This window comes from Promicromonospora alba, from assembly GCF_042654905.1.
Lineage (GTDB): Bacteria > Actinomycetota > Actinomycetes > Actinomycetales > Cellulomonadaceae > Promicromonospora > Promicromonospora alba.
Genome location: NZ_JBHSFI010000012.1, coordinates 140,648 through 155,447 on the forward strand (window position 1 = coordinate 140,648; position 14,800 = coordinate 155,447).

Here is a 14,800-nt window from a genome sequence, read left to right on the forward strand (position 1 = left end):
CGTTGCGCATCCTCGACCCCCACATCCACATGACGAGCCGCACCACCGACGACTACGAGGCCATGTACGCCGCGGGCGTGCGCGCCGTCGTCGAGCCCGCGTTCTGGCTGGGGCAGCCGCGCACCAGCGTGGGCTCGTTCACCGACTACTTCGACTCCCTGCTCGGCTGGGAGAGGTTCCGGGCCGCGCAGTTCGGCATCCGGCACCACGCGACCATCGCGCTCAACCCCAAGGAGGCGAACGACCCGCGCCTGCGCGAGGTGCTCGCCGAGGTGCCCCGCTACCTGCTCAAGGACGGCGTCGTGGCCGTAGGCGAGGTCGGCTACGACTCGATGACGCCCGAGGAGGACGAGGTGTTCGCCGCCCAGCTCCAGATGGCGCACGACGCCGAGCTTCCCGTCCTGGTGCACACCCCGCACCGCGACAAGCTCGCCGGCACGCGCCGCACCCTCGACGTGGTGCGGGAGTCGGGCCTGCCGCCCGAGCGGGTGCTCGTGGACCACCTCAACGAGACCAACGTAGAGCTGGTGCGCGACGCCGGGGCGTGGGCCGGGTTCTCCATCTACCCCGACACCAAGATGGACGAGGACCGCATGGTCGCGCTGCTCAAGGAGTACGGGACGGAGCGCATGATCGTGAACTCCGCCGCCGACTGGGGCCGCTCGGACCCGCTCAAGACCGCGAAGACCGGCCGGGCGATGCTCGCCGCCGGGTTCACCGACGACGACGTCGACCAGGTGCTGTGGCGCAACCCCGTCGCGTTCTACGGGCAGTCCGGCAACCTCGTGCTCGATCCCGTCCCCGGGTTCACCGAGGGGGCGCCACCAACCCCCGGCGTCGAGTTCGAGGGCTCGTCCGTGCTCCGCGGCGCGCGGGCCTGAAGGGACCACGATGCTGCTCTCCTACTGCACCAACGTCCACCCCTCCGAGGACCTCGACGGGGTCATCGACCAGCTCGCCCGCTACGCCGGCCCGGTGCGCGAGGCCGCGGGCCTCGACACCCTCGGCGTCGGCCTGTGGCTGCCCGCCGAGCTGGCACACCGCCTCGACTCGTCCGCCGAGGACCGGGAACGGCTACGCGCGGCGCTCGCCGAGCACCGCCTGCAGGTGCACACCCTGAACGCCTTCCCGTACGGCGGGTTCCACCGCGAGGTGGTCAAGCTCGCCGTCTACTCCCCCACCTGGGCCGAGCGCGCCCGCCTCGACTACGTGCTCGCGTGCGCGCGGGTGCTGGCCGACCTGCTGCCCGACGGCGTCCCCGGGTCGATCTCCACCCTGCCCCTGGCGTGGCGCGCGCCCTGGACCCGCGCCGACGACGACGAGGCGACCAAGGCGTTCGCCACGCTCTCGGCAGAGCTGCGCGAGCTGGAACGGCGTACGGGCAGGACCGTGCGGATCGCCGTCGAGCCGGAGCCGGGCTGCGTGCTCGACACGGTGGAGGACGTCGTGGCGTGGCTCGCCGCCCGGACAGGGCCGGAGTGGCCCGAGGACCGGCGGATCGACCCCGAGTACGTCGGCGTCTGCCTGGACACGTGCCACCTGGCGGTGTCGTTCGCCGACCCCGCGGGCGCCGTACGCCGCATCACCGACGCGGGCCTGCGCGTGGTGAAGGTGCAGGCGTCCGCGGCCCTGGAGGTCGCGGACGTGTCCGCGCCGGGCGCGCGGGACGCCGTCGGACGGTTCGTCGAGAAGCGGTACCTGCACCAGGTACGCGAGCTGACGGCGACCGGCGACGTGCTGGCCTCGGACGACCTGCCCGTGGCGCTCGGGGACACCGAGCGCCGGCCTGGCCTGCCAGGTGAGGGCCCGTGGCGCGTGCACTTCCACGTGCCGCTGCACCACGAGCCCGCGCCTCCGCTCACGGCGACGACCCAGGTGCTGCGCGACGCCGTCGCCGCCGTCCGGGCCGCGCCGCACGGCGCCGAGGCGCACCTCGACGTCGAGACGTACACGTGGTCCGTCCTGCCGCCCGACGTGCTTCCCGACGGCGCCGACGAGCTCGTCACCGGGATCGCCGCGGAGCTGCGCTGGGCCCGGGAGAACCTGCTGATCCGCGCCGACGCCACCGGCACCGCCGCCGCCACCTCTCCGGAAGGAACCTACGCATGAGGCCCGTCCTGCTGCTCGACGTCGTCGGGCTCACCGCCCGGGCGCTGGCCCACATGCCGCGGCTGCGGCGGCTGTCCGCAGCCGGCTGGCAGTCCGAGCTCGCCACCGTGCTGCCCGCGGTGACGTGCAGCGTGCAGTCGACGATGCTCACCGGCCTGATGCCGGCCGAGCACGGGATAGTCGGCAACGGCTGGTACTTCCGTGAGCTCGGCGACGTGTACCTCTGGCGGCAGCACAACAAGCTGGTCGGGGGCGAGAAGATCTGGGAGGCGGGCCGTCGGCACGACGCGATGTACACCGCCGACAACGTCTGCTGGTGGTACGCGATGGGCATGACCACTGACGTCACGATCACGCCCCGCCCGATCTACCACGCCGACGGGCGCAAGTCGCCCGACGCGTACGTCCGGCCGGCGGCGCTGCACGACGACCTGGTCGGCAGGTTCGGCGACTTCCCGCTGTTCACCTACTGGGGCCCGACGGCATCCATCGCCTCGTCGCGGTGGATAGTCGACGTGACCCGGCACCTGCTGCGGACCCGGAAGTCCCAGCTCACCACCGCGTACGTGCCGCACCTCGACTACGACCTGCAGCGGTTCGGTCCGGAGTCGCCCGAGGCGGACCGGGCGGCGGCCGAGCTCGACGTCGTGCTGACCCCGCTCCTGGACGACGCCGAGGCGGCGGGCGTCACCGTCGTCGTCGTGTCGGAGTACGGCATCGGGCCTGCGAACCAGCCGGTGGACATCAACCGGATCCTGCGGCGCGAGGGCTTCCTGGAGGTCTACACCCAGGACGGCCGCGAACAGCTCGACCCGTGGACCTCACGCGCCTTCGCCGTCGCCGACCACCAGGTGGCGCACGTGTACGTCGACGACGCCTCGGACGTGAACCGGGTCGCGGACCTGCTGCGGGGCGTACCCGGCGTCGACGAGGTCCTGGACCGCGAGGCGCAGGCGAAGTACGGGCTGGACCACGAGCGCGCGGGCGAGCTGGTCGTCGTTGCCGAGCCGCGCGCGTGGTTCACGTACTACTACTGGCTCGACGACGACCGGGCGCCCGAGTTCGCGCGCGGTGTCGACATCCACCGCAAGCCCGGCTACGACCCCGCCGAGCTGTTCTTCAACCCCGCCGATCCCCTGGCCAAGGCGAAGGCGGGCCTGAACCTGGTGCGCAAGAAGCTCGGCCTGCGGTACGCCATGAGCACGACGCCGCTCGACGCGTCCTACGTGCGCGGGACGCACGGGCGCCTGCCGGACTCGTCGGCGGACACGCCGCTCGTGCTGTGCTCGGACGCGGACGTCCCGGCGTCGGTGGCCCGCTGGGTCGACGACGACGCCGGTCAGGTCCCGGCGTCCGCCGTCAAGGAGCTGGTCCTGGACCTCCAGGGCCTCCGCTAGGACTCTGTTCGGGGCCGGTGGGGTCCGGGCCCGTGGGGGACGTGCCGGACCAGGACGGCGCTCTTCTCCTTCGGGTCGCGGCCGCCCTCGACGCCGACGAGCTCGAGCTCGCCCTCGTCGAACAGGTCCACCCGCTGACCGACCTCGACGTCGGTCTGGGCGCGGCGGCCGTCGTCGGCGCGCACGAGCAGGCGCGCCGTCGGCACGCCCTCGCGCGGGCCGGCGACCATCACGGCGACCCGAGCCGTCCCGATCCGCAGCTGAGCACTCTGCTTCACGCGGACCGGTGATTCCGCGGGCACGGACTCCGTGGGCACGGTGGGGCGTCCTTCGTCAGGCACGGCAGGTCCTTCCGCCAGGGCTTCGAGGTCGGTCACTTGGTCGACTCACCGTAGGTCACCGAGTCGAAGTTCTCGTAGAACTCGTCCGCCGACATCGTGATCGTGCCGGGCTTCGTGTTGCCGTCCGACCCGGTGCCGCCGTCGGGTCCCCACGGATTGACCAGGGTGATGGTCTTCCCGTCCTCCGACACGCCCTGCACGGTGTACACGTGGTTGTTCACGACCTCCTTGTCGGGTGGCGGGTCGCCGAACCAGCCGCCGCCGTCCGGGCTGGCGGCCACGACGGGCTCGCCGTTCTTCACCCGCTCGCCGATGGACTGCAGGCTGGGCGGGTCCTCCCACGGCAGGGCGGGGTCGAGCGACTCGCTCGAGGTGTCCTTACCGGTGATCATCTCCATCGCCTTCGAGGCGCTGTCGTACTCGATGTCCCCGTACTCGCCGCCCATGTACACCACGGCAGCCTTCTCGTAGACCGTGATCCACGACGGGTCGCCGCTCGGGTCACCCGCGGCATTCTGGTACGCGGTGTCCTCGACGGTGATCTCCACAGGCTCGCCGTCCCGGTAGAACGTCACCGTGTAGGTGCCGTCCTGGGCGTTGTACTTGATGTGCTCCTGGATCCACTCCGGGTCGCTCTCGGCAACCGCACCCGCGGACGCGAGGAACCAGCAGTCGGCGAGCGATCCCTGCTCGATCTTGCTCGCGTCGATCGCCGCGGTGTCGAGCGGCACCGCGCCGATGTCCTCGACCTTGCCCAGGCCGCTCGGCGCGCCCTCCGGCTCTTTCCGCTTGTTCCCCTGCCCCTCCGACGAGCTCCCGTCGGTCCCCTCCGGGATCCCCGACGGGCCCCCGCCGCCGTCGTAGGACTCGCTCGTCTGCTCCTGCGCGTCCGCGTTGGCTACCGCCTTCGCCCCCGCGGCCGCGATCGCCTGCGCCACGGCCAGGAGCGCCACGGCATGGCCCACCTGCCACTCGTTGACGAACTCCTCGTGGTCCTGTCCGGACCACTGGACCGACGTCACGGCATCGGTGAGCTGCCCGACCGCAAGCTCGAGGGTCTCGCCGTGTTCTTTCATGGCATGACCCAGCGCTCGCAGCGCCTCGACGTCTGCGCCGTACATTTCGCTCATACCCACACCTCCACGTGCAGACAATAGGGCTTGCGGACCATAGCGATCGCACGACGCGGACACCATGGGCATCACTACCCGCGTTCGTCCTGTTGCGACCGCGCACTCCTTTCGGTTCCATGGTGGAGTGGGACATAGGGCTCACAACCGGGAGGTACACCATGAGTGACCCGAACCGCCCCTACGGGCAGGAGTATGGGGAGCAGCCACCGCCGGTCCATCCGCCGCCTGCTCAGGCGCCGGGAATGCCCACCCAGGCGGTGGGACAGACGCCCGACGAAGCACACGTGCAGCCGGTCACGTCCGGTACCGAGGACCCGCGGCTCGGCCTCGAGGTCGGCCGGTTCTGGGCAGGTGCGCTGGCGACGATGGCCGTGGCGGCCCTGATCGGGCTGGCCGCCGACTTCATCCTCGAGGAGGTCCTCAACCTCGAGGTCCGGGCGCAGGCCGACCTGTTCGCCACCGGGTCCGACATGATGGCCTGGGTGGTGGCAGGCGCGCTGTTCGCCCTCGTGGCGGCGATAGTGCTCTACCTGCTCGTCATGAGCACGCCACGGCCGAGGTCGTTCTTCGGCTGGGTCGTCGCGCTGGCCACGGTGATCCTCGCGATGGTGCCCTTCGCGGGCGAGTTCGAGATCGTTCCGGCCATCCTCGCGGCGATCGTGTGGATAGTCATCGGCTGTGCGGTCTGGTCCCTGCTCACGGGAACGCTGAGCCGCACGGTGGTCCGTCGCACGACCGCCTGACAACCAGCCCTTCGATGCCTCGGGCCCACAGGCCGCCTCGTGCGACCTGTGGGCCCGAGGCGTTCTTGTTGACATCCACGATAGTTACCGGGTAAGCATGCCTCCGACAGATACTTACCCGGTAACTACTGGAGGCCATCGTGTCCGTCCGACAGGGCTTCCTCGCCCTGCTCAGCGAACAACCGATGCACGGCTACCAGCTCCGTCAGGAGTTCGAACGTCGCACCGGTAGCTCCTGGCCCCTCAACATCGGCCAGGCGTACACCACCCTCAACCGGCTGTCCCGTGACGGGCTCGTCGAGGCAACCACCGGCGAGACGACCGACGTCGACCCGCCGACCGCCTCCACGACCGGCCGGACCGCCGAGCGCTACCACCTCACGGAGCAGGGCCGGCGAGCGGCCGTCAGCTGGTGGGAGACGCCGGTCCCCCGCGGCAAGGCCGAGCGCGACGAGCTCGCGATCAAGATCGCCCTGGCCGTCACCGTCCCGGGGGTCGACGTGGCCGCCGTCGTGCGCCACCAGCGGGCCGAGACCATGCGCGCGCTGCGCGCGCTGACCCGGGCCAAACGCCAGGTAGACCCCGCGGCCGACCGGGCCCGCTCCCTGGTGCTGGACGCACAGGTCTTCGCCATCGAGGCGGAGGCCCGTTGGCTGGATCACGTCGAGGCGACGGTGGCCGGCGAACCCCAGACCGAACGACCACCGAAGAGGAGCACACGATGAGCGTCGTGCTGGAGCTGGCAGACGTATCTCGCATCCACGGACAAGGACCGACGCAGGTCCGCGCTCTCGACTGCGTCGACCTCACGGTCCGGGAGGGCGAGCTCGTCGCCGTGATGGGCCCGTCAGGATCGGGCAAGTCGACCCTGCTGAACGTGGCAGGCGGCCTGGACTCGGTGACGTCGGGCACCGTGCTCGTCGGTGGGCGCGACGTCACCGCGATGGACGCGCGGCGTCGCGCGGAGGTGAGGCGGCGCGACGTCGGCTACGTGTTCCAGGACCTGAACCTGATCCCGGCGCTGACCGCGCTGGAGAACGTGGCGCTCCCGCTGGAGCTCGACGGCATGGGCGTCAGCGCGGCGCGGGAACAGGCCGTCGACGCGCTGGATGCCGTCGGGCTGGCCTCGGCGCACCGACGGTTCCCGGAGGACCTGTCCGGCGGGCAGCAGCAGCGGGTCGCGATCGCGCGAGCCCTGGTGGGACCGCGCCGGCTGGTCCTCGCGGACGAACCCACCGGCGCGCTCGACTCGGTGACCGGCGAGGCAGTGATGCGTCTGCTCCGCGACCGGGTCGACGCCGGCGCGGCGGGCCTCCTCGTCACCCACGACGCGCGGTACGCGGCGTGGGCGGACCGCACGATCCACCTTCGCGACGGCGAGATCGTCGGCACGGATGCCGGCGGCTACCCCGTCGGCCCGATGGGCGAGCCCGCCGACCTGATGGAGGCCGACACATGAGCGGGACGCGTGGCGCCCTCCTCGCCCGCTGGCGGCTCGGGCTGCGGCTCGCCCGGCGGGACGCGCGGCGGCACGTCGGCCGGACCGTACTGGTCGCCGTGATGGTGGCGCTGCCGGTGCTGGCGGGGACCACGGCGCTCATCGCGCTGGAGTCGAGCAAGGACAGCCCTGAGCGTGTCCGCGTCGAGTCGCTCGGGCCCGACCTGCAGGCCTCGCTCATCTATCAGGGCGGGCACGTGCGGCAGACGTTCGACGCGACGAACACCACCTGGGACGGAGGTACAGAGCCCGGAGAGCTGCCGACCCGGGCCGAGTACGAGGCGGAGCTCTCCGACGTGCTGCCACCGGGTGACCGGCTCGTGCCGGTCGAGGCGGTCGAGGTGGTGCTGCACGGGCCGGAGCTGCACCTCACCAGCAGGATGGCGCGGACAGACCTGCGCGACGCGGACGTCACGGCCGCCTTCAAGCTGCGGGACGGAGCCGCCCCCGGACCCGGCGAGATCGCCCTCTCACGCGGCGTGGCCGAGCAGATAGGCGTCGAGATCGGCGACAGCGTCGAGGTCCAGGTCCGGGGCGGCGGCACCGAGACCCGCACGGTCTCGGGGCTGCTCGCCAGACACCTCCCCAAGGAGGCGGGCGCGGTGGTGCACACCGATCCCGAAGACGTGTCACCGGCTATCGGGCACGGCCCCACCCCGGAGGTCGGGTGGTTCGTCTCCGGGCCCACCCCGGTGACGTGGGACGACGCGCTGCGCCTCAACGAGCACGGCGTCGCCGTCATCAGCCAGGAGGTGCTGACGAACCTTCCGCCGATAGAGGAGGAGACCCTCTTCCGTCCCGGAGGGGGCCGGACCACGGACGAGATCGCGCTCGGCGGCGCCATCACGATCATCGCCCTGCTCGAGGGGATTCTCGTCGTCGGTCCGGCCTTCGCCGTCAGCGCGCGGAGGCAGGAGCGTTCGCTCGCGATCGCTGCCGCCCAGGGCGCCTCCCCGAGAGCCCTCCGCGCGCTGGCCATGGCTCCCGCCGTCGTGATCGGGCTCTGCGCGTCGGTGGTCGCGGCCCTCGCCGGGATCGCCGTGGCCGCTGTTCCTGTGGCGTACTACGAGCTGCCCGCCGTCGTCGTGCCGTGGTCCCGGGTCGGCGGCATGGTGCTCGTCGGGCTGGTCGTGGCGGTCGCCGCGGCGTGGTTGCCGGCCCGGACCGCGGCCCGGCTGGACATCGTCGCCACGCTCACCGGGCGCCGCGGGAACCGCCGGGCCACTGGATGGGTCGCCGCGTTCGGCGTCCTCCTCGCGGGCGCCGGGCTGGCCGGCACCTTCGCGGCCACGGCCGCCAACGGAAACGCCAACGTGCTCGCCTGGTGCATCGTCGTTGCCGAGATCGGGCTCGTCATGACGACCGGCGGCATCGTGGCCGGGCTCGCCAGGATCTCCGGGAGGCTCCCGCTGCCCGCCCGCTTCGCTCTGCGGGACGCCGCCAGGCACCGTTCACGGACGTCGCCGGCCATCGCCGCGGTGCTCGTCGCCGTCGCCGGCGCGACCGCGGGCCTCATCTACCTGACGTCCGGTGCCCAGTTCCGGGAGCACGTCCACATGCCGATCTCGGCGCCCGGCACCACGGTCGTCCACTCCACAGACACGGCGCTGCCTCTCGACGGGCCGCGTCCGGAGATAGAGGCCACGATCCGGGACGTCCTCCCGGGGGTCACCGCGATCACTCCCGTCCCCGTCTTCGCGGACGCGACGGACGGCACCAACACGATGGTCATGACCGTCGACCCGTCCGGTGCCGGGCGCGGTCGCGGTCCCGGTGGCCTCGGAACGCCGGTGGTCGACGACGGCGATCTGGTTCCGGTGCTCGGTCTGACCGGCAAGACGGCGGACGCCGCGGTCGCGGCCCTCCGTGCGGGCCGAGTGGTCGTCCCGCACGGCACGGCTGCCGCTGACGGCACGGTCCGGCTGGATATCCAGACCTACTCCACCGTCGGCGCGGACGAGATGGGCGAGACGTTGGATGTCCGGACCGTCCGGGTCCCCGCCACGGAGGTAGGCGACGGCGTGGAAGCGGTGCCGAATCTTCCGATCGTCCCGCCCGCGCTGCTCGATGAGCTGGGCGGCGAGGAACGACTCGAGCGCTTCGTGGTCGAGACCGGCACGGTCCCGACGACAGCTCAGACAGAGACCCTCGCGGACCGGCTCGGCGACCTCACGTTCCCCCCGGGGCTCGACCCGGGCGTGGCCGGGTCGGCTTCGGCCGGGGGCGGCACGGCGTTCGTGACCGCCAGCACCGAGCGGGGCCCCGAACCCACTGGCGAGGCCTTCACAGCCCTGCTCATCGCGCTGATCGCGGCGGCCGTCGCACTGGGGGTCACCTGGCTCGCGGCCGGGCTGGCCGCAGCGGAGTCCCGGCCGGACCTGGCAACGCTCGAAGCAGTCGGCGCCACACCCTGGACCCGCCGGACGGTCGTCGCCGCGCAGGCGGGAGCGATCTCGGTAGTCGGAACGGTCCTGGGGCTCGGCACCGGCGGAGTCCTCGGCGCCGCCCTCGTCCGCCTCCTGCGTTCCTGGGAGGCGGCGTCGACCGCCGCAGCCTGGACCGTCGAGGTTCCCTGGCTGTGGCTCATCGGCCTGGCGGTGGTTCTTCCGGTCCTTGCGATCGGCGCGGCCTGGCTGGTAACCCGTCCGCGGCTGACGCTGACCCGGCGGTTGGCGTAGCTCCTCCAGCCCGTGGGCCGAGGTAGCGGCCTTGCCACCTTCCTCGGCCCACGGACACTGCCCGGAGGCGCTACGGCGCCCCCACCACTGTCGATCCGTTCTTCGTCAGGGTGTAGGTCACCGTGTCACCGCTCCAGAAGTGGAAGGTCAGGTTGACCGTCCCGTCGTTGACCTCGGCGAAGAACGCCGGGGTGAGCTTGATCGTCCCGGCGGCGTAGTCCGGCGCGAACGCCACGTCGAACTCCTTGTACGACGTCCAGTTCTGCGGCCCGGCGTTGGTCCCGTCGGCGTACTTCGCCTCCATCGTCGCGAGCTGGTCGCCCGTGAACGACGTCGGGATCGCGAACGATCCGGTGGTTCCCGACGCGCCCTGCAGGACGGGCGTCTCCTGGTTGAGGATCCGCACCGTCCACGGCACGCCGCTCGAGTAGCGGACCACCAGCTCGTCGGCCGGACCTGGTGTGCGGTCCCCCGCGAGCTGTTCCAGCAGCGCCGCGGACAGCGTGAGCTCGTCGCCCGTGAGCGTGTAGTCGGTCCCGGCCGTCAGCTCCGCGCCGTCGTGCAGGAGCGCGTCGAAGGTGGTCCCGTTCGGGTTGAGCGTCAGGCTCTGGGCGGCGACGTCGCCCGAGGCGGGCACGAACACCAGGTCCGACGACGCCGTCCCGGACCGCTCCGTCCAGCTCGACGAGATCTGGTCGAACAGCGCCTGGTCCCGCCACCTGTACGCGGTGCGGTCGAAGTGCTGGCCGTTGTCCCACAGCATGGTGGTGAAGCCGCGCTGCCGGGCCGCGTGGCCGAAGAACTCGAAGAACTTCAGCTTCTCGCCCTGCTCGACGGTCCCGGTGTGCCGGTCGAACCCGAGCAGCCCGTACTCCCCGATGACCACCGGTATGCCACGGGCGGTGAACGCGGCGTGCACCAGGTCGAGCTGGTCCGTCAGGTTCTGCTGCACCTCGGCGTTGAACCGGGTGTACCCGGCGATGTTCACGCTGAACGGCCAGAACCCGTAGTTGTGCACGGTGGCGATGAGGTTCGGGTCGTCCAGAGCGGCGATCTCCGCGGCCAGCGCGTCGAGCAGGGCCGGATCGGACCCGGTGTGCAGCGTCGGCAGCACCAGCGGCCGGACGGCGTTCCGGCCGCCGGAGCCGCGCACGATCTCGTGGAACACACTGTTGAGCTCGGCCAGGAGCTCGAGCTCGGCGGCCTCGCCAGAGCTGTTCGCGAACTGCGGCTCGTTGACGCTCTCGAACTGCAGGCGGGTGTCGGCGTCACGGAACCGGTCGGCGACCTGGGTCCAGGTGTCGCTGTAGCGGTCGAGCACGGCGTCGTGGTTCGTGGGCATCGTGTTCACCCACTGCCAGGAGTCGTGATGGATGTTGATCATCACGTGGAAGCCGTCGTCGAGCGCCCAGCTCACGACCTCTTCGACGCGGTCGAGATATGCCGGGTCGATGGTGTGGTCCGGGGCGCCGCCCTGGTGCTGGCCCCACGTGACGGGGATGCGGATGCTCTTGAAGCCCTGGGCGCGAATCTGGTCCAGGAACTCCTCGGTGACGCGCGGATTGCCCCAAGACGTCTCGTCGCTGCCGGTCGAGTCGAAGGTGTTGCCCAGGTTCCAGCCCGGCTGCATGTCGGCGGCGATGTCCGCGATGGTGTGCTTGCACTTGCGGCTGTGCTTGTGCTTGCCCTTGTGCTTGTCCGTGGCTTGTGTCTGGCCGGCTACGCTGCCGGGCTCGGGGGCGGTGGTCGTCGCGGCTCCAGCCGCCGGGGCGACCGAAGCGAAGGTCAGTGCGAGGCCGGCGACTATGCCGGCCAGGGTGCGCGCAGTTCTCTGCATGACGAGGCCTTTCTCGTGTGCACCTGTGGGAACGCTCCCATGCTGGGGGTGCCCCGAGAGTGAAGTCAATAGCTGGACGCAAGCGCTTCGATGATCTACGCGAGACCCGCGTCGCGGGCCGCGATCGCGGCCTGGACCCGGGACGTGACGCCGAGCTTGGCGAGCACCCGCGACACATGGGTCTTCGCGGTGGCCTCGCTGATCACCAGCTCGGCGGCGAGCTCAGCGTTCGACAGGCCGCTCCCGAGACCGGCCAGCACGTCGCGTTCCCGCGGCGTCAGGTCCGCGGGCAGGGACCGCACGGGACCGCCCCGGCCGGCCGCGCCGTTCCCGCCCTGCGGTTCCGCCAGCTTCGCGATGAGCCGACGGGTCACCTCCGGCGCCACCACGCCGTCGCCTGCCGCGACGTGCCGTACCGCGTCGACCAGCGCCGTCGCCTCCGCGGTCTTCAGGAGGAAGCCCGCGGCCCCGGCCCGCAGCGCGCCGAACACGTACTCGTCCAGGTCGAACGTCGTGAGCACCAGGACCTCCGCCAGGCCCTCCTCGACGATCTGCCGGGTCGCGGTCACGCCGTCGGTCCCCGGCATCCGGACGTCCATGAGGACGACGTCGGGCCGCAGCGCCCGCGCGTTCGACACGGCGACCGCGCCGTCACCGGCCTCGCCGATCACCTCGATGTCGCCGGCGGTCGCGAGCAGCATGCGCAGGCCCGCGCGGATGGCCGCGTGGTCGTCGGCGAGCAGGACGCGGATCATGCGTGGAGCCCCGGGATCGCCCGGTCGGACGGCGCGGAGTCCGCAGCCACTCTGTCCGGCGCTCTGTCCGGCACTCTGTCCGGCAGCGGCAGGACCGCGCGGACCCGCCATCCGGCGCTGTCGGTTCCGCCGCCCGACGGGTCCTCCGCCGGTCCAGCGGCGAACGAGCCGCCCAGCGACTCGACCCGTTCCCGCATCGACACCAGTCCCAGGCCGGTCCCCTCGCCGACGTCGGCCGGGTCGCGGGTAGCACTCCCGGGACGGACGCCGTCGTCGGACACCTCGAGCTCCAGCGTGTCGGCCGCGGCGACCCGCACCTCCACACGGGCCCCGCCGTGCTTGAGCACGTTCGTCAGCGACTCCCGCACGACGCGGTACACCGCATGGTCCACGGCCGCCGGCAGGACCGCGTCGCCGCTGAGCACGCCACCGGGATCGGCCACCGCGAGGTCCAGTCCCGCGAGCCGCACCTGCTCCAGCACGGGCGGCAGCTGCGCGACGCGCGGCGCGGCCAGCAGGTCGGAGCTGTGGGCTGTGACCCCGGTGTCGCCCGCGGAGAGCACCCGGATCATGGCCTGCATGTCCTGCAGCGAGGCGAGGCTCTCGGCACGGATGCTGCGCAGCGCCGCACGGTCCCGCTCGGGCTCCGGCGCCCCCGCCAGCGCCGCGCCGGACGTGATGGTGATCGCGGAGAGGTGCGAGGCGACGACGTCGTGCAGGTCGCGGGCGACGGAGGTGCGCTCGGCGCGGACGGCGTCGTGCCGGGCGGCCTCGGAGAGGCTGAGGAGCGCGGTGCCCCGCTCGCGCTCGAGCCGCGCCAGCTCGTGCGCGGACGCGGTGAGCTCCCTGCCCTGCCGGACGTTCGCACCCCACCACATCGGCATGACCAGGAGGGTGACCGCCTGGAGCCCGGCGAGGATCGCGAACCTCGCCTCACCGGTGGCCTCGCCGACCACGATCATCGAGGCGAGCGATGCCGCGCCGACGCCGATCGCGGTGACCCGGCGCGCCGCCGGGCGGCCGTGGAGGTGCACTGCGTACAGCGCCTCCCACAGCACCACGAGCAGGCCGACGCTACCGCCGAGCGCCACGTCGGCGGCGAACGCGACGGTGACGACGCCCAGCGCACCGAGCGGGTAGAACCGGCGCCACACCAGCGCGGTACAGCCGACGACGGCGGGGGCGACGAACCACCACGACGACACACCGGCCAGGCCGCTCCACGACGTCCGGACCAGGCCGAGCGCGTCGAGCGCGAGCGCGATGGCCAGGAGGCCGACCGCCGTGATGACGTCGCCGCGCCGGTCCTCGGCCAAGACCACCTTGGTGATCGGCGCGAGCAGCTCGGCAGTGCGGGACATGCCACCATCTCAGCACGCGGGGGCGCGGCGTGTGTCATCCGAAGGATGTATCGCCTTCTCGGCGCTTCGGCCGATGTGCCCGGACAGGGCCTGCACCAGGCTGAGCCGCATGGACTTCTTCTCCGCCGAGCTCACGGGGGCCGCGCTGATCGGTGCCCTGGCCGTGCTCGCACTCATCGACTCGACGAGCTTCGGGACCCTGCTCATCCCCGTATGGCTCCTCATGTCGCCCGGGCGGGTGCGCGTGGGACGGATGCTTCTCTACCTCGGGTCGATCGCCGGGTTCTACGCGCTGGTCGGGCTGGCGATCCTGCTCGGCGCCGGCGCCCTGAGCGACACGCTGAGCACCCTGTCCGAGACCCGCCCGTTCCTCATCGCGCAGCTCGTGCTCGGTGCAGCGCTCTTCGCGTGGAGCTTCAAGCTCGACCCGGTCGGCGGCAAGAAGCCGACGGAGCCTGCTGCGGGGACGCCGGTGACGGGCACCACGGCGGACGGCGCCGTGACGGCCGGTGCGGCGAACAGCCAGGTGGCCGCCCTGCCCGCCACCGAGCCAGGCCGGGCCGGGCGGCTGAGCCGCTGGCGCGAACGGGTGCTCAGCAGCGAGTCCGGCAGCGGGCGGGCGCTCGCGGCCCTCGCCATCGGGGCCGGGCTCGTCGAGGTCGCGACGATGCTCCCCTACCTCGCGGCGCTGGGCCTGATCGGGACGCAGGGGCCGGGCTGGCCGGTGTCGGGCCTGTGGATCCTCGGGTACTGCCTGGTCATGATCGCGCCGGCCCTCGTACTGACCGCGGCTCGGGTGTTCGCGTCGCGCCTCGTGGAACGACCGCTCGGACGGCTGGACGGCTGGCTGACGAAGAACGCGGCGAGCACCACCGCGTGGGTGGTGGGGATCGTGGGGTTCCTCGTGGCGCGCGACGCGATAGGCCGCCTCTGGACCTGACCAGCCCG

The 14,800-nt window shown here is 72.1% G+C and carries 13 protein-coding genes; 8 read left to right on the forward strand and 5 right to left on the reverse strand.

The annotated features are described in order from the left end of the window. Window positions 1-2: 2 nt before the first annotated feature. From ACFO6V_RS28545 to ACFO6V_RS28555, 3 genes are read left to right on the forward strand one after another with little or no spacing between them, the layout of a single operon-like run. The gene (locus ACFO6V_RS28545) at window positions 3-881 is read left to right on the forward strand and encodes a TatD family hydrolase (protein WP_465264129.1); all 879 of its coding nucleotides are present in this window, start codon (window positions 3-5) and stop codon (window positions 879-881) included. Between the two features lie 10 nt (window positions 882-891). Beyond that, window positions 892-2,109, forward strand: coding sequence for a metabolite traffic protein EboE (eboE, locus tag ACFO6V_RS28550; protein ID WP_377142639.1), 1,218 nt, complete (start codon window positions 892-894; stop codon window positions 2,107-2,109). Then, window positions 2,106-3,506, forward strand: a complete 1,401-nt coding sequence (locus ACFO6V_RS28555) for an alkaline phosphatase family protein (RefSeq protein WP_377142641.1) — start codon at window positions 2,106-2,108, stop codon at window positions 3,504-3,506. Before eboE ends, ACFO6V_RS28555 begins: the two co-directional genes overlap by 4 nt. Here ACFO6V_RS28555 and ACFO6V_RS28560 read toward each other — a convergent pair. Both ACFO6V_RS28560 and ACFO6V_RS28565 read right to left on the reverse strand, forming a co-directional pair. Continuing rightward, window positions 3,503-3,847: a hypothetical protein gene (locus tag ACFO6V_RS28560; protein ID WP_377142643.1), complete on the reverse strand. Its 345-nt coding sequence runs from the start codon at window positions 3,845-3,847 to the stop codon at window positions 3,503-3,505. The genes ACFO6V_RS28555 and ACFO6V_RS28560 overlap by 4 nt on opposite strands. Window positions 3,848-3,879: 32 nt before the next feature. Next, a complete protein-coding gene (locus tag ACFO6V_RS28565) occupies window positions 3,880-4,977 on the reverse strand; it encodes a C2 family cysteine protease (protein WP_377142645.1) in 1,098 nt (365 codons plus the stop codon). Between the two features lie 245 nt (window positions 4,978-5,222). On the opposite strand from ACFO6V_RS28565, the gene ACFO6V_RS28570 reads away from it, so the two are divergent. From ACFO6V_RS28570 to ACFO6V_RS28585, 4 genes are all read left to right on the forward strand, one after another. Continuing rightward, the gene (locus ACFO6V_RS28570; RefSeq protein WP_377142647.1) at window positions 5,223-5,723 is read left to right on the forward strand and encodes a DUF6069 family protein; all 501 of its coding nucleotides are present in this window, start codon (window positions 5,223-5,225) and stop codon (window positions 5,721-5,723) included. Between the two features lie 140 nt (window positions 5,724-5,863). After that, complete coding sequence (locus tag ACFO6V_RS28575; protein WP_377142649.1) at window positions 5,864-6,448, forward strand: PadR family transcriptional regulator; 585 nt, start codon at window positions 5,864-5,866, stop codon at window positions 6,446-6,448. Further along, window positions 6,445-7,182: an ABC transporter ATP-binding protein gene (locus ACFO6V_RS28580; protein ID WP_377142651.1), complete on the forward strand. Its 738-nt coding sequence runs from the start codon at window positions 6,445-6,447 to the stop codon at window positions 7,180-7,182. Before ACFO6V_RS28575 ends, ACFO6V_RS28580 begins: the two co-directional genes overlap by 4 nt. Beyond that, on the forward strand, window positions 7,179-9,899 hold the full coding sequence (locus tag ACFO6V_RS28585; RefSeq protein WP_377142653.1) for an FtsX-like permease family protein: 2,721 nt from the start codon (window positions 7,179-7,181) through the stop codon (window positions 9,897-9,899). The genes ACFO6V_RS28580 and ACFO6V_RS28585 overlap by 4 nt, the downstream gene beginning before the upstream one ends. Before the next feature lie 70 nt (window positions 9,900-9,969). Here the strand turns inward: ACFO6V_RS28585 and ACFO6V_RS28590 are convergent, their stop codons facing one another. The 3 genes from ACFO6V_RS28590 to ACFO6V_RS28600 form a co-directional block, all read right to left on the reverse strand. Continuing rightward, window positions 9,970-11,736, reverse strand: coding sequence for a cellulase family glycosylhydrolase (locus ACFO6V_RS28590; protein ID WP_377142655.1), 1,767 nt, complete (start codon window positions 11,734-11,736; stop codon window positions 9,970-9,972). 95 nt (window positions 11,737-11,831) lie between these two features. After that, window positions 11,832-12,491 (reverse strand): response regulator, encoded by a 660-nt coding sequence (locus ACFO6V_RS28595; RefSeq protein ID WP_377142656.1) that lies wholly within the window; start codon window positions 12,489-12,491, stop codon window positions 11,832-11,834. Beyond that, the gene (locus ACFO6V_RS28600; protein ID WP_377142658.1) at window positions 12,488-13,852 is read right to left on the reverse strand and encodes a sensor histidine kinase; all 1,365 of its coding nucleotides are present in this window, start codon (window positions 13,850-13,852) and stop codon (window positions 12,488-12,490) included. The genes ACFO6V_RS28595 and ACFO6V_RS28600 overlap by 4 nt, the downstream gene beginning before the upstream one ends. A 109-nt stretch (window positions 13,853-13,961) precedes the next feature. Here ACFO6V_RS28600 and ACFO6V_RS28605 point away from each other — a divergent pair, with 109 nt between their 5' ends. Continuing rightward, window positions 13,962-14,792, forward strand: a complete 831-nt coding sequence (locus ACFO6V_RS28605) for a GAP family protein (protein WP_377142660.1) — start codon at window positions 13,962-13,964, stop codon at window positions 14,790-14,792. Window positions 14,793-14,800 lie beyond the last annotated feature (8 nt).